Origin of the sequence: Acinetobacter sp. XS-4 (genome assembly GCF_023920705.1) — a bacterium.
GTDB lineage: Bacteria > Pseudomonadota > Gammaproteobacteria > Pseudomonadales > Moraxellaceae > Acinetobacter.
The window spans coordinates 1,017,184-1,034,986 of sequence record NZ_CP094657.1; the positions used below are offsets into that span (position 1 = coordinate 1,017,184).

General features: G+C 37.7%; 19 protein-coding genes, 1 tRNA gene and 1 pseudogene. 16 read left to right on the plus strand and 5 right to left on the minus strand.

Features of this window, described 5'->3' with window-relative positions; genetic code table 11:
- The first annotated feature begins 59 nt into the window (after nt 1-59).
- The 10 genes from lepA to MMY79_RS04785 all read left to right on the plus strand — a co-directional run bounded on the left by lepA (nt 60) and on the right by MMY79_RS04785 (nt 8,267).
- Nucleotides 60-1,877: a translation elongation factor 4 gene (lepA, locus tag MMY79_RS04740; protein ID WP_009393568.1), complete on the plus strand. Its 1,818-nt coding sequence runs from the start codon at nt 60-62 to the stop codon at nt 1,875-1,877.
- A 76-nt stretch (nt 1,878-1,953) separates the two neighbouring features.
- A complete protein-coding gene (lepB, locus tag MMY79_RS04745; protein ID WP_252612324.1) occupies nt 1,954-2,781 on the plus strand; it encodes a signal peptidase I in 828 nt (275 codons plus the stop codon).
- 24 nt (nt 2,782-2,805) lie between these two features.
- Entirely contained in the window at nt 2,806-3,180 is a 375-nt protein-coding gene (locus MMY79_RS04750; RefSeq protein WP_252612325.1) for a DUF4845 domain-containing protein, read from the plus strand.
- Nucleotides 3,152-3,844, plus strand: a complete 693-nt coding sequence (gene rnc / locus MMY79_RS04755) for a ribonuclease III (RefSeq protein WP_004643662.1) — start codon at nt 3,152-3,154, stop codon at nt 3,842-3,844. The genes MMY79_RS04750 and rnc overlap by 29 nt, the downstream gene beginning before the upstream one ends.
- 11 nt (nt 3,845-3,855) lie before the next feature.
- Entirely contained in the window at nt 3,856-4,878 is a 1,023-nt protein-coding gene (gene era, locus MMY79_RS04760; protein ID WP_252613437.1) for a GTPase Era, read from the plus strand.
- 17 nt (nt 4,879-4,895) lie between these two features.
- A complete protein-coding gene (locus MMY79_RS04765; RefSeq protein WP_252612327.1) occupies nt 4,896-5,099 on the plus strand; it encodes an NF038104 family lipoprotein in 204 nt (67 codons plus the stop codon).
- A gap of 9 nt (nt 5,100-5,108) precedes the next feature.
- Nucleotides 5,109-5,822: a DNA repair protein RecO C-terminal domain-containing protein gene (locus MMY79_RS04770; RefSeq protein WP_252612328.1), complete on the plus strand. Its 714-nt coding sequence runs from the start codon at nt 5,109-5,111 to the stop codon at nt 5,820-5,822.
- 13 nt (nt 5,823-5,835) lie between these two features.
- Nucleotides 5,836-6,561, plus strand: coding sequence for a pyridoxine 5'-phosphate synthase (pdxJ, locus tag MMY79_RS04775; RefSeq protein WP_252612329.1), 726 nt, complete (start codon nt 5,836-5,838; stop codon nt 6,559-6,561).
- A 6-nt stretch (nt 6,562-6,567) separates the two neighbouring features.
- Entirely contained in the window at nt 6,568-7,212 is a 645-nt protein-coding gene (locus MMY79_RS04780) for a tRNA-(ms[2]io[6]A)-hydroxylase (protein ID WP_004790750.1), read from the plus strand.
- 296 nt (nt 7,213-7,508) lie between these two features.
- Nucleotides 7,509-8,267, plus strand: coding sequence for an SDR family NAD(P)-dependent oxidoreductase (locus tag MMY79_RS04785; RefSeq protein ID WP_252612330.1), 759 nt, complete (start codon nt 7,509-7,511; stop codon nt 8,265-8,267).
- A 192-nt stretch (nt 8,268-8,459) separates the two neighbouring features.
- Here MMY79_RS04785 and MMY79_RS04790 read toward each other — a convergent pair.
- Nucleotides 8,460-8,535: transfer RNA gene (locus MMY79_RS04790), tRNA-Asn, on the minus strand.
- 46 nt (nt 8,536-8,581) lie between these two features.
- On the opposite strand from MMY79_RS04790, the gene MMY79_RS04795 reads away from it, so the two are divergent.
- Nucleotides 8,582-8,728: a hypothetical protein gene (locus MMY79_RS04795; protein WP_252613439.1), complete on the plus strand. Its 147-nt coding sequence runs from the start codon at nt 8,582-8,584 to the stop codon at nt 8,726-8,728.
- Between the two features lie 41 nt (nt 8,729-8,769).
- Nucleotides 8,770-9,201: a hypothetical protein gene (locus MMY79_RS04800; protein WP_252612331.1), complete on the plus strand. Its 432-nt coding sequence runs from the start codon at nt 8,770-8,772 to the stop codon at nt 9,199-9,201.
- A gap of 15 nt (nt 9,202-9,216) precedes the next feature.
- On the opposite strand, the gene MMY79_RS04805 is transcribed toward MMY79_RS04800, so the two are convergent.
- Complete coding sequence (locus MMY79_RS04805) at nt 9,217-9,654, minus strand: PaaI family thioesterase (RefSeq protein ID WP_252612332.1); 438 nt, start codon at nt 9,652-9,654, stop codon at nt 9,217-9,219.
- A 239-nt stretch (nt 9,655-9,893) separates the two neighbouring features.
- On the opposite strand from MMY79_RS04805, the gene MMY79_RS04810 reads away from it, so the two are divergent.
- Nucleotides 9,894-10,733, plus strand: coding sequence for a DMT family transporter (locus tag MMY79_RS04810; protein ID WP_252612333.1), 840 nt, complete (start codon nt 9,894-9,896; stop codon nt 10,731-10,733).
- Nucleotides 10,734-10,785: 52 nt separating this feature from the next.
- Here the strand turns inward: MMY79_RS04810 and MMY79_RS04815 are convergent, their stop codons facing one another.
- The gene (locus MMY79_RS04815; protein ID WP_004790755.1) at nt 10,786-12,021 is read right to left on the minus strand and encodes a pyridoxal phosphate-dependent aminotransferase; all 1,236 of its coding nucleotides are present in this window, start codon (nt 12,019-12,021) and stop codon (nt 10,786-10,788) included.
- A 208-nt stretch (nt 12,022-12,229) separates the two neighbouring features.
- Here MMY79_RS04815 and MMY79_RS04820 point away from each other — a divergent pair, with 208 nt between their 5' ends.
- The gene (locus MMY79_RS04820) at nt 12,230-12,409 is read left to right on the plus strand and encodes a hypothetical protein (protein ID WP_252612335.1); all 180 of its coding nucleotides are present in this window, start codon (nt 12,230-12,232) and stop codon (nt 12,407-12,409) included.
- Nucleotides 12,410-12,441: 32 nt separating this feature from the next.
- Here the strand turns inward: MMY79_RS04820 and MMY79_RS04825 are convergent.
- Both MMY79_RS04825 and MMY79_RS04830 read right to left on the minus strand, forming a co-directional pair.
- Nucleotides 12,442-13,878, minus strand: a pseudogene (locus tag MMY79_RS04825) (sensor domain-containing diguanylate cyclase); the annotation flags it as partial.
- Between the two features lie 175 nt (nt 13,879-14,053).
- Nucleotides 14,054-14,845 carry a hypothetical protein gene (locus MMY79_RS04830; protein WP_004790757.1) on the minus strand — a complete coding sequence of 264 codons (792 nt, stop codon included), beginning with the start codon at nt 14,843-14,845 and terminating at the stop codon, nt 14,054-14,056.
- A gap of 180 nt (nt 14,846-15,025) precedes the next feature.
- Here MMY79_RS04830 and uvrB point away from each other — a divergent pair, with 180 nt between their 5' ends.
- Entirely contained in the window at nt 15,026-17,047 is a 2,022-nt protein-coding gene (uvrB, locus tag MMY79_RS04835; protein ID WP_174740113.1) for an excinuclease ABC subunit UvrB, read from the plus strand.
- 93 nt (nt 17,048-17,140) lie between these two features.
- Nucleotides 17,141-17,728: a lipocalin family protein gene (locus MMY79_RS04840; protein ID WP_252612336.1), complete on the plus strand. Its 588-nt coding sequence runs from the start codon at nt 17,141-17,143 to the stop codon at nt 17,726-17,728.
- Nucleotides 17,729-17,803: the final 75 nt, after the last annotated feature.

A 17,803-nucleotide genomic window follows, 5' to 3' on the forward strand; every position in this document is an offset into this window, starting at 1 on the left:
TGCTTTGGCTGTGTATTAAAACAAGCTACATAGCACTCTATATTTTCTCAAGGTAACCCATGGCGCAAGCTAAAAAATCCGTCGATATCAAAAATATACGAAATTTCTCGATTATTGCTCACATTGACCATGGTAAGTCTACATTGGCTGACCGTTTTATTCAGATGTGTGGTGGTCTACAAGATCGTGAAATGCAAGCTCAAGTCTTAGACTCAATGGAGCTTGAGCGCGAACGTGGGATTACCATTAAAGCCGCTTCTGTAACGCTATATTATACTCATCCTAATGGTCAGGAATATCAACTTAACTTTATTGATACTCCTGGACACGTAGACTTCTCGTATGAAGTTTCTCGTTCATTAGCTGCATGTGAAGGTGCGCTATTGGTTGTAGATGCTGCACAAGGTGTAGAAGCACAATCAGTTGCAAACTGTTATACCGCGATTGAACAAGGTCTCGAAGTTCTTCCAATTTTAAATAAAATTGATTTACCGCAGGCTGAACCTGAACGTGTAATTCATGAAATTGAAGAAATTATCGGAATTGAAGCAACTGATGCACCAACCTGTTCAGCAAAAACTGGTTTGGGTGTTGAAGGCGTTTTAGAACGTTTAGTCGATGTTATTCCAGCACCTGAAGGCGATCGTGATGCTCCATTGCAAGCATTAATTATCGACTCATGGTTTGATAACTACCTAGGTGTAGTTTCTCTTGTACGTATTAAACAAGGTCGTATCCGTAAGGGCGACAAAATGTTGGTTAAATCGACAGGACAAACTCATCCAGTAACTTCAGTGGGTGTATTTAATCCTAAGCATACTGAAACAGATATTCTTGAAGCTGGTGAAGTAGGTTTTGTTATTGCAGGTATCAAAGATATTTTTGGTGCACCTGTAGGTGACACTATTACTCTTGCATCTACACCTGATGTTGCGATTTTACCAGGTTTCAAAAAGGTTAAACCACAGGTTTATGCTGGTCTTTTCCCAATTGATGCGAGTGATTTTGAGCCATTCCGTGAAGCGCTACAAAAATTGCAGATTAACGACTCGGCTTTATTCTTTGAACCGGAAAGCTCTGATGCATTAGGTTTTGGTTTCCGTTGTGGCTTCCTAGGAATGCTACACATGGAGATTGTACAAGAGCGTTTAGAGCGTGAGTATGATCTTGATCTCATCAGTTCTGCGCCTACCGTAATTTATGAAGCATTAACCAAAAAGGGCGAAACGATTTATATCGATAGTCCATCAAAAATGCCAGATGGATCTACTGTAGAAGATTTGCGTGAACCGATTGCAGAATGTCATATCCTTGTTCCGCAAGAGTACCTAGGGAATGTCATGACCCTCTGTATTGAACGCCGTGGTGTTCAAAAAGATATGAAATTCTTGGGTAATCAAGTTTCTATTACCTTCGAAATTCCGATGGCTGAAGTCGTTATGGATTTCTTTGATAAATTAAAATCATGTTCTCGTGGTTTTGCATCGCTAGACTATAACTTTGTGCGTTTCGAAAGTTCAGCTTTAGTTAAGGTTGATGTATTAATTAATAGTGACAAGGTTGATGCCTTGGCTATGATTTGTCACCGTAATGACGCGCGTCATCGTGGTATTGCATTGGTTGAGAAAATGAAAGATTTGATTCCTCGCCAAATGTACGACGTTGCTATTCAAGCAGCTATCGGTGCACAAATTATTGCTCGTTCTACTGTAAAAGCGATGCGTAAAAACGTATTAGCAAAATGTTATGGTGGTGACGTTTCGCGTAAGAAAAAACTACTTTCTAAGCAAAAAGAAGGTAAGAAACGTATGAAACAAGTGGGAAGTGTTGAAATTCCACAAGAAGCGTTCTTGGCTGTATTGAAAGTAGAAAGATAAGAAATGAAGGTAGGGGAAAGTAAGATATTACTTTTTCCTACCTTAAGAAAAGCAGCTAGGCTGCGAGTGAGGTCGTGTGGATTTTGATTTTAATTTAATTCTTGTTCCAGTTACGCTGATTCTATTTGCAGTGTGGTTGTTAGATAAACTTGTATTCAAACAGCGTGCAGATAAAGGGCGCGGGAACGAAAATTTTGTTATTACATGGGCTTATGACTTTTGGCCAGTTTTAGCTGTAGTACTTGTACTTCGTTCATTCCTTTACGAACCATTTAATATTCCATCAGACTCTATGGTACCTACTTTAGAAACTGGTGACTTTATTTTGGTTAATAAATTTGATTATGGCGTGCGTTTACCTATCGTCAATAAGAAAATTATTGATGTGGGAGAGCCAAAGCGTGGTGATGTGATTGTATTCCGTTATCCACCTCAACCTACCATTAGCTATATTAAACGTGTAATTGGTTTGCCGGGCGATCATCTTGTTTATGATCATGGGCAATTGATTATTAACGGACAAAAAGTACCGAAAGTATTAACACAATTTAGTCGTGAAAAAGACGTGTTAGATACCCCAACGTCTATTTATCATAAAGAGACGATTGGTACGCATACCTTTACAATGCGTGAACTTGAAGGCGTAAATGTGGCGCGTCAAGCACCGTTTATCAACTATGTTGAAAATGGTAAATATGCAAACCAAGACGGTTTATATTGGGAAGTGACTGTTCCAAAAGGACATTACTTTGCAATGGGGGATAACCGTGATCAAAGTGCAGACAGTCGTTTCTGGGGTTTCGTTCCTGAAGAAAATTTAACAGGACGAGCATTCTATGTGTGGATGCATAAAGAACCGGGTTTACATCTTCCTAACTTTGGCCGAAATGGAAAAATAGATTAAAAACAACCATTAGGAAAAAAAGAAATGCGTAAGGCACAACAAGGTACTTCGTATTTAGCAATTTTATTTGGGGTGGTTATATTTGCAATTGCAGTAAAAGCTGTACTTGCAGTCTGGCCAGCATATTGGGATGATCGATTGATTAACAATCAAATAGAAGAGCTTTTACAAGAAAGCTCTTCTGAGATCACACCACAGAAGTTTGTGACACAAATGGATCAGCGACTCGAAATGAACAATATTCGTGATCTTCATTTTAAAGAGATTGCGCAAGTGTTTAATGAGTCTGGTCTGAAAGTCAAAAAGAAATATGAGGTAAGAAAACATTTCTTATCAAATATTGATTTAGTTTTAACATTTGAGAAGAGTTTTGATAAAACATCAGTTCAAACTAAGTGATCCTCGCTTATTGAGTCGAATCGGATATCAATTCAAGCAGCTTGAATTGTTACAGTTAGCTTTGACTCATCGTTCGGTGAGTCATAAATACAATTACGAGCGCTTGGAATTTTTAGGCGATTCATTATTAGGCATGATTGTTGCCAATTATCTATATCATGCCTATCCAAATGAAAATGAAGGTCGTCTAACGCGTATGCGAGCGACTTTAGTACGTCAGGAAGCTTTAGGCAAGATTGCAACCGATTTGCAACTTAGTCGGTGTTTAATATTAAGTACGGGCGAATTGAAATCAGGTGGTCATCATCGTGAGTCAATATTGGCTGATACGGTAGAAGCTATTATTGGTGCAATTTATATTGATAGTGGTGATCTCAACTTACTTACCGATATTGTGCTAAAATGGTATGTACCGTATTTAGACCATATTGAACCTACGGATCAACTTAAAGACCCGAAATCACGTTTACAAGAGTATCTACAAGCACGTAAAAAACCTCTCCCTGTTTACGAGGTTGTAGATATTCAGGGTGATGCACCTCACCAACACTTTAAAGTTGAATGTTTGATAGATGGCTTATCAAAGATTTATGGTGAGGGTTCAAGTCGTCGTTTTGCCGAGCAGGCAGCAGCGGCGGAAATTTTAAAGTTATTGGAGCAATAACCTGCATGTCGATGCATTCTGATCAAATCAATCCAGATTCAAATGAGAACCAAGATCCTAATAATCTGATTGATCAATTTTTTAGTTCCAAAGGCGTAACAATTCCTTCGGATTTTAAGAGCGGATTTGTGGCGATTGTAGGACGTCCAAATGTGGGTAAATCTACCCTCATGAACCATTTGCTAGGTCAAAAGCTCTCTATTACTTCGCGTAAACCTCAAACAACACGTCATAAAATTATTGGTATTGATTCGCGTGAAAAAATGCAGGCGGTATATGTAGATACCCCAGGTATGCATAAAAAAGAAGTGCGCGCTATTAATAAAATGATGAACCGTGCAGCTCATTCTGCATTGCGCGACGTTAATTTGGTCTTATTTGTTATTGATGCTTATAAGTGGACCCCAAATGACGACTTAGTGCTTGAAAAACTCAAGAATGCTGAAATGCCAGTTATTTTGGTGATTAACAAGGTTGATACTTTTGAAGAGAAAAGAGATATTCTTCCTTTAATTCAAGAGCGTGCCAAGCTTATGAATTTTGCCGAGATCGTTCCTGTATCTGCGTTACGCGGAGCAAATCTGGAACACTTGAGCGAAACGATTGAGAAGTATCTTCCTTATCAAGCGCCTTTGTATTCATTTGATCAGATTACTGACCGTTCTGAACGCTTTTTAGCTAGCGAAATTATTCGTGAAAAAATTATGCGTCAGTTAGGTGAAGAACTACCTTATGATTTAACAGTACAAATTGAATCTTTCAAAACGGAAGAAGAGGCTGTTAATGAAAAAACGGGTCGTTTAAAACCAGCTTGTACTTATATTGATGCAACGATTTTTGTAGATCGTGCGGGCCAAAAAGCGATTGTGATTGGTGAAAAAGGTGCCAAGCTTAAAACAATCGGTATGGATGCTCGAAAAGACATGGAAAGGATGTTTGAACAAAAAATTATGCTCACACTTTGGGTAAAAGTGAAGGGTGGCTGGTCTGATGATGAGCGCGCCTTAAAAAGCTTAGGATATAGTGATATCTAAAGGATAAGGATACTGGTATGAAAACAATTACATCATTGATGGCTATAATTGGATGTACATTGATGTTACAAGGTTGTGTATATAAGCTTGTAACCGTACCAGTAGGTATCGCCTATAAAACTACAAAAGGTGTTGTTAAAGGTACAGCGGCTGTTGTGGGGGCGGTAATTCCTGACGGTGATGATGAGGATGATAAAAAAGAAAAAGAATCTGAGGAATAGTTTCTTTTTATGATGCGCAATGAAGTCCTCCACGGATATATGATTCATCACCGTAAGTACCGTGAAAAAAGCCATATTGTGCATCTTTTTACTCAGGAATATGGGCGAGTCGATGGTATTTTAAGACAGACTCCACCTCCTCAGTATCAACCTATCCGTTTGCAAGCCACGGGTAAAAGTGAGCTGAAGAACTTTACGAAGCTTGAAATTTTAAATCAGCCTGTTTTCTTTTTTGGTGATGCTTTTTTTGCCGGATTTTATTTAAATGAAGTTGTTCTTAGACTTTGTCCGTTAGAAGAGACAATGCCACAAACGTTTGAGCAATATCAGTTAACGTTACTTCAATTACAACAATTATCTTCTCACGAAAATCCTGACCTTTTTCTTCGGCAGATTTTGCGCCAGTTCGAGCATATTTTACTTCCTGAACTTGGGTACGCGCTTGATTTCTCGGTCGATACTCAGCAACAGCCGATTCAGGCTCATCAGTTTTACCAATTTCAAGTGACAGAAGGTTTTGCTCCTGTTGTGCAGGCGAGCCGTTCTTCTTTGTCAGGGAAAGCAATTTTGTCTATGTTGGATTATGAGCAAGGGCAGGATTTTTCTCTCGAACAATTGCAATTATTAGGTAAACTATACCGTCAAATGATTACATCGCTTTTAGGAGATCGCCCCCTAAAAAGTCGACAATTGTGGATTCAAAATACTCAAACTCAATCGTAATTAGGATTTATTTATGGCTGCATTGCTTGGTGTAAACATAGACCATGTTGCTACTTTAAGACAGGCGCGCGGTACTACTTACCCAGACCCTGTAGAAGCTGCTCTCATTTGTGAACAAGCTGGTGCAGAAGGGATTACCTTGCATTTGCGTGAAGACCGCAGACATATTCAAGATGATGACGTACGCCGCATGCGTCCATTACTAAAAACTCGCATGAATCTTGAATTGGCTGTTACTGATGAAATGGTCGAGTTTGCGAAAGAAATTCAGCCACAGCATGTTTGCTTTGTTCCCGAAAGACGCCAAGAAGTAACAACTGAAGGTGGTTTAGATGTAGTAGGTAACTTCGAAAAAGTTAAAGCTGCAACTCAAGTCTTAGCTGCTATTGGTTGCGACGTATCATTATTTATTGATGCCGATTTAGCTCAAATTGATGCAGCAGTTGCATGTGGTGCACCTACGATTGAGTTGCACACGGGTGCATATGCAGATGCGGCAACAGAGCAAGATCAACAAGCTGAGTTAGCACGTATTATCAAAGGTGTTGAATACGCAGCTTCAAAAGGTTTGGTTGTAAATGCTGGTCATGGCCTTAACCTTAAAAATATTGCTCCAATTGCTGCTATTTCACAAATTCACGAGTTAAATATTGGGCACTCAATTATTGCTGATAGCATTTTTGTAGGTCTGGTCCAAGCGGTTAAAGATATGAAAGCAGCAATTCAGGTGGCAGGTTAATTGGTTATGTCGAGTATCAATTACGATGAATTAATGCAACCTGTCTTGGCTTTTTTAGGGTGTCAAACGCCAAAAGCATGGTTAGATGAGGCAATCAATAATTTAGATATACTGATGCAAGATCATGCTAATTGTGAAAAAAAAGCAGCTAGTACAGCAATGAACTTAATGTTCCGTTATAGTTTTTTCCCTGATTTGCAAGTAAAGCTTGCACAGTTGGTACGGGAAGAAATGCTTCATTATGAACAAGTGCTTGAACTTATGGCCAAACGTGGTCAGAAATGGGATGGCTTAAGTGCTGGGCGCTATGCTGGTGGGCTCCGTAAGGAGATTCGTACTTATGAGCCAGAAGCTTTAATTGATGTACTTGTGGTAGGTGCTTTTGTTGAGGCGCGCTCATGTGAACGTTTTCATGCTCTTGCTCCACGCGTAGACGATGAGTTAGGACGCTATTATCGTTATTTGCTTAAGTCAGAGTCTCGTCATTTTGAAGACTACTTAGCACTTGCACTTGATGTTGCAAAAACTGCAAAAATGAAAAATCCTAAAGAGGATATTCAGCAGCGCATTGATCATATCCGTGAGGTTGAAAAGAATCTGATTTTAACGCCTGATGATACCTTCCGTTTTCACAGTGGCGTGCCTGCATAATATTAGAATTTTTAAATAAAAAAGTTTATCTTGCCTAGATAAACTTTTTTATTCTAACTCTATAATTTTAAATTAACTTTCATAAGTGGTTAGCTCAAGATATGTGGTGTTTATGATCTGACAATATTGATAGCATCATATTTATATATTTTTAGCTTCTCAAATTTTATTATCTCTATTAAATTTTTAAAATTCTTTTTATTTTTTAAAGTAATAACGAATATTATGTAAATATAAAGATAGATTTATTCGTAATCGGTTCAACTAAATTAGTCGAAAATTTTAAGGATATAAGAATGTTAGCATTAGTTACAGGCGCCTCTGCTGGCTTTGGTTATAGTATTTCAAAAAAACTGATTGAGTCAGGTTATAAAGTTATTGGCTGTGGAAGACGGGCAGAAAAGCTAAAAGAATTACAACAAGAGCTTGGTGAAAAGTTTTATCCCTTAGTATTTGACATGACAGATACCGTAGAAAATATAAATAAGGCCTTGGTTGATTTACCAGCCGAATTTCAAATCAATCAAATTGATCTATTGGTTAATAATGCTGGTCTAGCATTAGGCCTAGAGTCAGCAGATAAATCAGATTTAGATGATTGGTACACTATGATTGATACCAATGTTAAGGGGCTTGTTACTGTTACTCGACTAATTTTGCCAAGCATGGTAAAGAAAAAATCTGGCTTAATCATTAATATGGGCTCAATTGCAGGTACATACCCATATCCGGGCGGTAACGTTTATGGTGCAACCAAAGCCTTTGTGGAGCAATTTAGTCTAAATCTTCGTGCTGATTTAGCTGGTACTGGTGTGCGGGTAACCAACATTGAACCAGGGCTTTGCGGTGGTACTGAGTTTTCTCTTGTGCGTTTTAAGGGTGACCAAGAGAAAGTGAACAGTCTCTATGATAAAAAGAACCCAATTTTGCCTGAAGATATTGCAAATACGGTAGCTTGGGTTGCTTTACAACCTTCACATATTAATATTAACCGTATTGAAATGATGCCGACCACTCAGTCTTTTAATCCTTTAAAAGTTGTTGAAGTGGAATAGTTGTTTTTTTAATGTTCTAAGAACAGGGCGGAAGATAATATTTCTTTTGGACTTGGCTTAGATCATTAATTCAAGCAGATAATCTAATATTTGAAATCAAATCCTCTATCTATTGATAGGGGATTTTTTACAGGTATTGATAAATTTAAGGCAAAAAAAAGCCCGCTTTAATGCTGCGGACTTTTTAGTATTTGGCTCTCCCACCTGGGCTCGAACCAGGGACCTGCGGATTAACAGTCCGTCGCTCTACCGACTGAGCTATGGGAGAATCTGCATGCGATTATAAGGAGATTTTGAGAAGGGTCAAGTGTAAATTGTCATGTTTACTTCATTTTTGTGTTGTATGGCTTTTATTTGATCATTTAGGTGGTGGTTTAAGAAATTACTTGCACTTTAAAAAATCAATTGCTAGATTCAAAACAGAACAAGCGTTTGAAGAAATTCAAACAGTGTGGATTTAAACCAACTTGCCAGCACTAAAATGGCTAAATCGGAGATAAGTATGAAAACACTTACTGTTGCCTCTATTTTTTCTAATTTTGATTTTTATCAAGATCATTATCTCAATATTTTAAGTCAACCAGAATCCTATTACACACTTGTTGAAAGTGCTTGGATTAATACTTTTCCTTTCAAAAAACAGAATTTATATTTGGGCGATTTATTACAGCTTTGGTTTAGTTCTAAATGGAATGTGCATGGTTCACTTAAAATTTTAAAAAGCTCGAAAGTATTAAAGTCTTCTAAAGCTTTATATATTTTTCAGTTAGAAGGGGAGTTGTTGCTAGGTAAAAACAAAGTTTTAGCGTGGTCTACCGAGCATCAAGAAGTTATAGAACTTCAACTTAAAAATATTTGGGCACCCTATGTGATCGCACAAACTTGTGAACGTCCAGATACTTCAGATTATCCAATAAAAAAGGCAGCGGTTTAAGGCTGCCTTTAATGACTATGGACGAATAATCATGCAGGTTGCTGTTGCATAAGCATACAGTTTACCTTCCTCATCAATAATCTTTCCTTCAGAAATAGCTAAATTTTTACTTAAGTTAATGACTTTGCCTATCGCAATTAAAGAATGATTCTTTGGAATAGGACGGCACATTTTTACGTTAAGATCGATTGTGCCATAGCCTACACCCGCAGGTAACATTGTATGTATTGCACAGCCAGTTACAGAATCTAAAACTGTAGCAGCAAAGCCACCATGTACGCCACCGAGTGGATTTAGATGGTTATGATCTGCCTCTGCTTTAAAAGTAACAGATCCTTCTGAAATTTCAGTGGGTTGCATAGGTATAGTTTTGCTAATACTTGCAGGAGGAATATGGCCTTCTATCATGGCTTGTAAAAATTCAAGGCCAGTCATTTCCATCGGATTTTTCATTTTTTGAGTCCTTTAATTCTTTAAGTTCTAAATTGGAACTTGATGTTAGCCTATTATTAAGTCATCAATATGTCAATTCTATCGTTGAAAATTGAACTGTTAAGTTGAATCTTCGAAACTTGCCTTTCTACTATAATATTCCTTTATTATAAAAATTGAATTAAATGAGTTGAATAATGAATTAGATAGATAAGAGGTTCTTCTTATACACTATAAAAAATAGTAGGAGCATACGGATAATGCTTTTAAAAATTGCACTTGTGATGGTGGCTTTTGCAGCAAATTCTGTGTTGTGCCGTTTGGCTCTAGCAGGGCATCATATTGACCCAATGAGTTTTAGTCTAATACGAGTAGTGAGTGGTGCAGTTGTTTTATTGGGGCTGTTTTTATATTCAAAATCACCTCAAGCTAAAGTCCAATGGAGTTTAAAAAACGCATTTTTTCTAGCGATTTATATTTTGGCATTTTCGTGCACCTATCTTCAAATCGATGCTGGTATCGGTGCGTTATTATTATTTGGTGTTGTACAGCTGACTATGGTGCTTTACGGTTATTGGCATGGTGAGCAGATTGGTATATACCGTGGTATAGGCTTATGTATTGCTTTAGCTGGAATCATTGTTTTGTTATTACCTGGTGCTCATGCACCTGATTGGAAGTATGCTTTGCTTATGATGCTGTCTGGTTTGGCTTGGGCTGGATATAGTATTGCTGGCCGTAATATGACTCAGCCTGTCGGTAGTACATTGGCAAATTTTATATTGGCTGTACCAATCGTTTTGTTGACAAATATATTGCTCAATCAAGAGCGGTATATTGATTTGCAAGGTTGGGTATTAGCAATTTTGTCTGGTGGCGTGACTTCAAGTGGGGCTTATGTACTCTGGTATGCAATTTTGAAGCATATTGATCGAGTGACGGCCAGTACCGTGCAGTTGAGTGTGCCATGTTTGGCAATTATAGGTGGAAGCCTATTTGTGAATGAAGCTGTAACGGAGCGAGTGATTTTCTCTGGTTTTATGGTTTTGTTTGGAATTTTTTTGGTTATATATATGGTGCCAAAGAAAAACAAAGCATAGATCAATTAAAAAAGGGTTCTCTAAAGAGAACCCTTTTTATGCAAAATGCAGATTATTTCGCAGCTTTTTCAGCTTCAATTGAAGCGATTGCAGCATCGACACCTTCAATTGAGTCAGCAGCTTTTTTGATACGTGCTAACGCATCAACGAGTACTTCGTCAGCTGTTGCATATGAAATACGCATAAAACCGCCTAAACCAAATGCATCACCAGGTACTACTGCTACGCCAGTTTCTTCTAGTAACCATTCAGAGAACTCTGTGCAAGACTTTAAGCCTTTTGCGCGAATAAGTGGGCGAATGTTTGCATAGGCATAGAAAGCACCATCAGCAGGTAAGCAAGAGATACCTTTAATGTCATTTAAGCCGTTTACAACTAAGTCATGACGGCGTTTAAACGCTTCAATCATTGGCTCTAAAACATCTTGTGGACCATTCAATGCAGCTTCAGCAGCAACTTGTGAAATAGAAGTTGGGTTTGAAGTTGATTGAGATTGGATTTTTTTCATTGCACCAATGATTTTTGCTGGACCGGCTGCATAGCCAATACGCCAACCTGTCATCGCATATGCTTTAGATACACCATTTAAAACAATCGTGCGGTCATATAAATCTGGAGCAACAGTTGCGATGTTGTAGAACTCATCTTCCCAACGAATTGGTTCATACATATCGTCAGATGCAACAAATACTTGTGGGTGGCGACGTAAAACTTCAGCTAAAGCTTCTAATTCAGCTTTGCTATAAATCATACCTGTCGGGTTAGATGGACTGTTTAATACAACTAAACGAGTGTTAGGTGTAATCGCAGCTTCTAATTGTTCAGGAGTGATTTTGAAACGTTGGTCTTCGCCACATTTCACAATGACTGGAGTACCTTCAGCAATAATGACCATATCTGGATAGCTTACCCAGAAAGGTGCTGGAATGATAACTTCATCGCCTTTGTTTAATAGAGCAAGCGCTAAGTTAAAGAAACTTTGCTTACCACCACATGAAACCAAAATCTGATTCGCTTGATAATCAAGATTATTGTCGCGCTTAAATTTAGCAATAATTGCTTTTTTTAACCCAGGAGTACCATCTACAGCCGTATATTTGGTGAAACCATTATTAATCGCTTCAATCGCAGCATCTTTGATGTGTTGAGGGGTATCAAAGTCTGGTTCGCCAGCACCTAAACCAATCACATTCTTGCCAGCAGCTTTAAGTTCAGCAGCTTTGTTAGTTACAGCAAGTGTAGGGGACGGTTTGATAGCATTGACACGATCAGAAAGACGTACGTCCACGGCAATATTCCTCTTATGGGATTAAAAAATAAAAAGCATACTATCTTATCGCAAAAATTAAGCAATTTGCGGATGTGGGTATTTTTAGATGTAAAAAAGTTTGATTTAAGAACGATGTTGTTGCTGTTTTATTCAATTGAAGCTTTTTTGAAAAGAAATGACAAAAATCATTTATAATAAGTCGCAATCGAAATTTCGAGAATGAATCATGACTGAGCAACAGCCAAAACAGAAAAAGGCTTTGGTGAAATTGCCATTCCCAATGCCGAATGAAAGCAATGAAGCCGACGACGCGGTACACAACCAAGTGCGTCCGAAACCAGAGCAATACGCAGATAGAACATGGATGCCACCACGTGGTACTCGTCGTTCTATGGGAAAACGTTAAGCTCAAAAACAGGCAATATGCCTGTTTTTTTATTGATTAAATGAAATTTCCTGATAGTAATTTTTTTTCATTTGATACATGTGATAGTCAGCTCGCTTTAACATGTCCTCAATTTGTTCATTTGTTTGAGTTGTCGAATGTCCAATTGCGATGCTAATAGGGTGGCTTGAATAATATTGATTGTCGATATTAAAAAGTTCCTGAATAGTTTGAAGCATAACTAGAACATTAGCCTCATCTGCTCCTGGCATTAAAATCACGAATTCATCGCCACCTATTCTAGAAGCCGTATGGGGCGTATTTAAAATGGCCTGACTTAAAATATTTCCAACGCGACGCAATAATCCATCCCCAATATCATGACCAAACTGATCATTTGTTTCTTTTAATCCATTCATGTCTAAGAAAATTGAAGAAACAGGGCGAATAATGCTTCGGTTTAAACGGTTAAGTTCTTCTGTAAAAAAAGCGCGGTTATATAGTTTTGTCAGGACATCGTGTTGTCCCAAATATTCAAGATAGTTTTCCGCTTTTTTTCGCGCGGTAATATCTGTAAGTGCAACTTGTACTAGTCCCCAAGTCTCTTCATAACCGGGGAAAACAGTAAACTGAAGTAAGACATTTCTCATTTGCCCATCTAACGCATAGTTAATGGCTTCACGTTTATGGTGAATATTACCTTGCCATAATTCGATGAGTTGTTCCCGAAATGTTTCAATCATTTCTTCAGCAAAAATTTTATGTGTATTTCTGAGAAGGGTAGACTTATCAGGAGCCTTAAATAAATCAAGAGTTGCCTGATTGACATCTAAAATCAGAATATCTTCAACACACTGACGGACAAACTCAGGATGAACATCTAGAAAAGTCCTAAAATCTTCAATTCCCAACAACCTAAGTTGATCAATTCTATTTTTTATACGGCTGAAATCTTCGACCCAAAGAGATGTGGGTGAATAGATAAACATAGATTCAGCCAAGCGACGATTTTTTTCTTCCTGACGAAGTGCATTTTGATAAGGTGTGACGTCTTCGGTGGTAATTAATACACGCTCAAAGGTCGATTCAGAACCGGGTAAAATTGAGCCTCTTAACTGCACATCAATACGTTTACCTGATAAGGTGTAATTTACAGTAGTGCTTAAAAAATGGGTTTTACCATTCCATAGTTCTTCTAGTTCATGAATATGTGATTCGAACATTTCTTTTTTAAAAATAAGATTTAAATTCGAATATAGCTCTTCGTGAGTTCTTGCTTCAAAAAGTTCTAATGTTTTTTGATTAACACGAATAATTTTAATTTTATGCGCGCATTCAATAATTAAATTTTTATTTTGACTTAAAAATTCATGGAGGTTTTCAACACCTTGATTTCTCCATAGGTCAAATTGTTGTTTAACTTCACTGAAATCCTCAATCCACATTGGAATTGGGCTAAGGTCAAAAATTGATGAATCTAAAGTTTCCATATGTTTCTTTAAGTATTCAGTTTGCCTTGAAGTATAATGAGAAAAATTAAGATTTGGGAATATAAAGAACTTAAATTTATTAGAATAATTAAAAATAAGAAAATTAAATGTAAGTAAAAATAAAATAATGAGAAAGCAGATATTATCTGCTTAGCTCATAAATTTATTAGAGAAATTAACGATTAATGGGGTGGTCAATATTCTTTTCACCACGCCATAACTTGATAAAGTCTTGCTCATCAAAATCATAAAGTTCCATGAGTGCAACGACTGCGCTCACAAAAATCATGGCACCCTCAGAGTTTCCATGCAGATCAAAAATTTTACCATTGAGCTTACCTAAAATATCACTAAGCTCATGATCTCGACCTCGGCCATATCGATCCCGAGGGTATAACTCTTCATTTAAAACAATAAGAGCTATCGCTTTTTCAGCAGCTGATAAATCTGTTTTATCTAAAGCTTCTTCAAAAGATTCACTTCCATGATTAAAGTAAAAAATTACCTCATCGTTAATGAAACTTTTTACCATCTTTTGAGTTAATGTTGGAAATTGAGAAACAGCATTATCTTCAACATAAGGTTTAAACGATTCTGGAAAGATAACGTTGTGATCAATATCTTTAAAGAGTGGTGCAATTTCAGAAACTTTATAACCTGCAATGCCACAACCTAAAGCAGTGACAAAATATTTCATTTTAGGATGATTTTTTGCATATATTTTAAAATCTTCAACGTAGTGCTCAATTTGTGAAAGAGGCATTTGTTGAATATGTTCATTTAAAGTTGGAATTGCAAAGCTTTGACCAGCCCAGCCGCGACCCACACCTTCAACTGCTCCGAAGTGTTGACTGGCAACGCGTGCTGCACCGCTACCGTGCTGCCCCGCAAGGTTACTACCAAATACAAAAACTGTATCTTCTGGAAGTTCGGTTACAATACTTTCATCATGATATTGATAGGTCATGGTTATGCTTTTTATTTAATGGATAGCTTCATGTTGCAACTGATTAGGGTATTGGTCAAGTGTTAAGATGCTTAATCTTTTACATTGAATTTCCAACTCAATGTGCACTTTAAATTAAGATAAAAATCCCCATTAATGGGGGAGACGTTAAATTCAATTTTTTCATAAAGAGAGATAACTTTGAACGAAAATCAACCTTTTGATTTGGTCACTCATTATCAGCCAGCAGGTGATCAGCCACAGGCAATTGAAAAGCTGGTTAATGGTATCGAGCATGGTTTTCGTAATCAGTTATTGCTAGGGGTAACAGGCTCGGGTAAGACCTATACCATGGCCAATGTGATCGCTCAAACACAGCGACCTACAATTGTGATGGCCCATAATAAAACTTTGGCTGCCCAGCTTTATGGCGAATTTAAATCTTTCTTCCCCAATAATGCGGTTGAATATTTTGTAAGTTATTACGATTACTATCAACCAGAGGCTTACGTTCCATCTTCGGATACATTCATCGAAAAAGATGCAGCCATTAATGATCACATTGACCAGATGCGATTATCTGCAACACGAGCTTTATTAGAACGTCGTGATGCAATTATTGTGGCATCGGTATCTGCAATTTATGGTTTGGGTGATCCAAATGCTTATATGCAAATGTTGCTGCATGTAGTTGAGGGCGACCGAGTAAGCCGTGATGAAATCATCCGCCGTTTGGTTGAAATGCAATATACCCGTAATGAACTTGAGTTCTTACGTGGTACATATCGAATTCGCGGTGAAATTATTGATATTTTCCCAGCAGAATCCGATCAACATGCCATTCGCATTGAACTATTTGATGATGAGGTCGACTCAATCCGTTGGTTTGACCCGCTAACTGGTAAAATGGTTCGTAAAGTTTCTCGGGTAACGATTTATCCGAAAAGCCACTATGTAACACCAAAAGATCATTTAACCCGTGCCATCGATACGATTAAAGATGAGTTACAAGATCAGCTTAAATTCTTCCGTGAACATGACAAATTGCTTGAAGCACAGCGTATTGAGCAACGGACACGTTACGATCTGGAAATGATGCAACAGTTGGGTTATACCAATGGTATCGAAAACTACTCACGTCATTTGTCTGGACGCCCATCTGGTGAAGCGCCACCGACTTTATTTGACTATATTCCAGAAGATGCTTTACTCATTATTGATGAGTCACACGTTACGGTTCCACAAATTGGAGCGATGTATAAAGGTGACCGGTCACGTAAAGAAAACTTAGTAAACTATGGATTCCGTTTACCAAGTGCGCTTGATAACCGTCCAATGAAGTTTGAAGAGTGGGAGCGTATTGTACCGACTACCATTTTTGTAAGTGCAACACCTGCTAAATATGAATTAGAAAAGTCAGATCAAATTGTTGAACAGGTGGTACGTCCAACAGGTCTCATTGACCCTGAAATCGAGATTCGTCCTGTTTTAACCCAAGTAGATGATGTTCTTTCTGAAATTAATATTCGTAAGAATTTGAATGAAAGGGTATTGATTACCACTTTAACAAAACGTATGGCAGAAGATCTGACTTCATATTTAAAAGAATATGGCGTTAAGGTGGCTTATCTCCACTCAGATATTGATACCGTTGAACGTGTCAAAATTATTCATGAATTACGTACAGGCGTATTTGATGTTTTAGTCGGTATTAACCTGCTACGTGAAGGTCTGGATATGCCAGAAGTTTCTTTGGTTGCTATTTTAGATGCAGATAAAGAGGGCTTTTTACGTTCGGAACGTTCACTCATTCAGACTATTGGTCGTGCTGCGCGTAATGTAAAAGGTAAAGCAATTTTATATGCTGACCGAATTACTGACTCTATGCAAAAAGCAATAGATGAAACTGATCGTCGTAGAGCGAAGCAAATTGAATTTAATGAGTTGCATGGTATTACGCCACGTAGTGCAGTTCGTCAGGCTGTCAAAGAAATTGACTCGGGTGAGGTACTTTCAGACGACGAGATTGATGAAAAAGTACTTGAACAAGCACAAGCATTGAGTGCCGATGAAAGACATATTCTTTCAGACCCTAAATTGTTTAGTAAACATATTACTAAGCTTGAAAAAGATATGTTAAAGGCCTCGAAAGATTTACAGTTTGAGCAAGCAGCGCGGATACGTGATGAAATTCTTCGATTAAAAGCGCAGATGTTGCAATAAACGAATACATAACGCTACATAATGTGTTTAAAAAACAAGCTACTGTAGATGTTTGAGTTCTTTTGTATTCACAACTAATCGTTGAGGGCAACAATGGCATTTCGAAATAATGTTCCGCAAGCCAGTTGGCGTTTGGCTAAAATTGCGTTGGGCGGTGTCGTTTTGGCTGGTTTAGCTGTTGGAACCTATGTCTATGCTCAGCCGAAACCCTTGCAAACTGTTTATAAAGTTGAACTAGACCGATATTTAGGTGTCTGGTATGAAGTCGCCCGTAAGCCTGCATTTTTCCAAAAAAAATGTGCTTATAACGTATCTGCAACTTACACTTTAAACGAAAATGGAAATGTGGTTGTAGATAATCGCTGCTATGACAATAGAAAACAATTACAGCAATCTATTGGTGAAGCCTTCGTGGTGAACCCGCCATATAACACCAAATTGAAGGTGAGTTTCTTACCGGAAGCTGTGAGATGGATTCCGGTTATTCGTGGAGATTACTGGATTTTAAAAATAGATGAAGACTATCAAACCGTTTTAGTTGGAGAACCTTCTCGTAAATATCTTTGGGTATTATCAAGAACACCACATCCTGAACAAGAAGTGGTGGATGAATATCTAAATTATGCAAAAACATTAGGTTTCGATATTCGAGATGTTATCCATACAGAACATAAAGAATAACAGCAGATGTCTGATCAAGAAAAAACCATGTTTTTACATGGTTTTTTCTTTTTTATAGTGGATAAATCAAGTATT

Excerpts from the sequence above, each read along its gene's own strand:
- MMY79_RS04840 (WP_252612336.1), top strand. The coding sequence starts at position 17,141 with ATGGCATTTCGAAATAATGTTCCGCAAGCCAGTTGGCGTTTGGCTAAA.
- MMY79_RS04800 (WP_252612331.1), top strand. The coding sequence starts at position 8,770 with ATGAAAACACTTACTGTTGCCTCTATTTTTTCTAATTTTGATTTTTAT.
- MMY79_RS04770 (WP_252612328.1), top strand. The coding sequence starts at position 5,109 with ATGATGCGCAATGAAGTCCTCCACGGATATATGATTCATCACCGTAAG.
- MMY79_RS04830 (WP_004790757.1), bottom strand. The coding sequence starts at position 14,845 with ATGACCTATCAATATCATGATGAAAGTATTGTAACCGAACTTCCAGAA.
- era (WP_252613437.1), top strand. The coding sequence starts at position 3,856 with ATGCATTCTGATCAAATCAATCCAGATTCAAATGAGAACCAAGATCCT.
- MMY79_RS04805 (WP_252612332.1), bottom strand. The coding sequence starts at position 9,654 with ATGAAAAATCCGATGGAAATGACTGGCCTTGAATTTTTACAAGCCATG.
- MMY79_RS04765 (WP_252612327.1), top strand. The coding sequence starts at position 4,896 with ATGAAAACAATTACATCATTGATGGCTATAATTGGATGTACATTGATG.
- MMY79_RS04820 (WP_252612335.1), top strand. The coding sequence starts at position 12,230 with ATGACTGAGCAACAGCCAAAACAGAAAAAGGCTTTGGTGAAATTGCCA.
- MMY79_RS04785 (WP_252612330.1), top strand. The coding sequence starts at position 7,509 with ATGTTAGCATTAGTTACAGGCGCCTCTGCTGGCTTTGGTTATAGTATT.
- MMY79_RS04780 (WP_004790750.1), top strand. The coding sequence starts at position 6,568 with ATGTCGAGTATCAATTACGATGAATTAATGCAACCTGTCTTGGCTTTT.
- MMY79_RS04810 (WP_252612333.1), top strand. The coding sequence starts at position 9,894 with ATGCTTTTAAAAATTGCACTTGTGATGGTGGCTTTTGCAGCAAATTCT.
- lepA (WP_009393568.1), top strand. The coding sequence starts at position 60 with ATGGCGCAAGCTAAAAAATCCGTCGATATCAAAAATATACGAAATTTC.
- pdxJ (WP_252612329.1), top strand. The coding sequence starts at position 5,836 with ATGGCTGCATTGCTTGGTGTAAACATAGACCATGTTGCTACTTTAAGA.
- MMY79_RS04750 (WP_252612325.1), top strand. The coding sequence starts at position 2,806 with ATGCGTAAGGCACAACAAGGTACTTCGTATTTAGCAATTTTATTTGGG.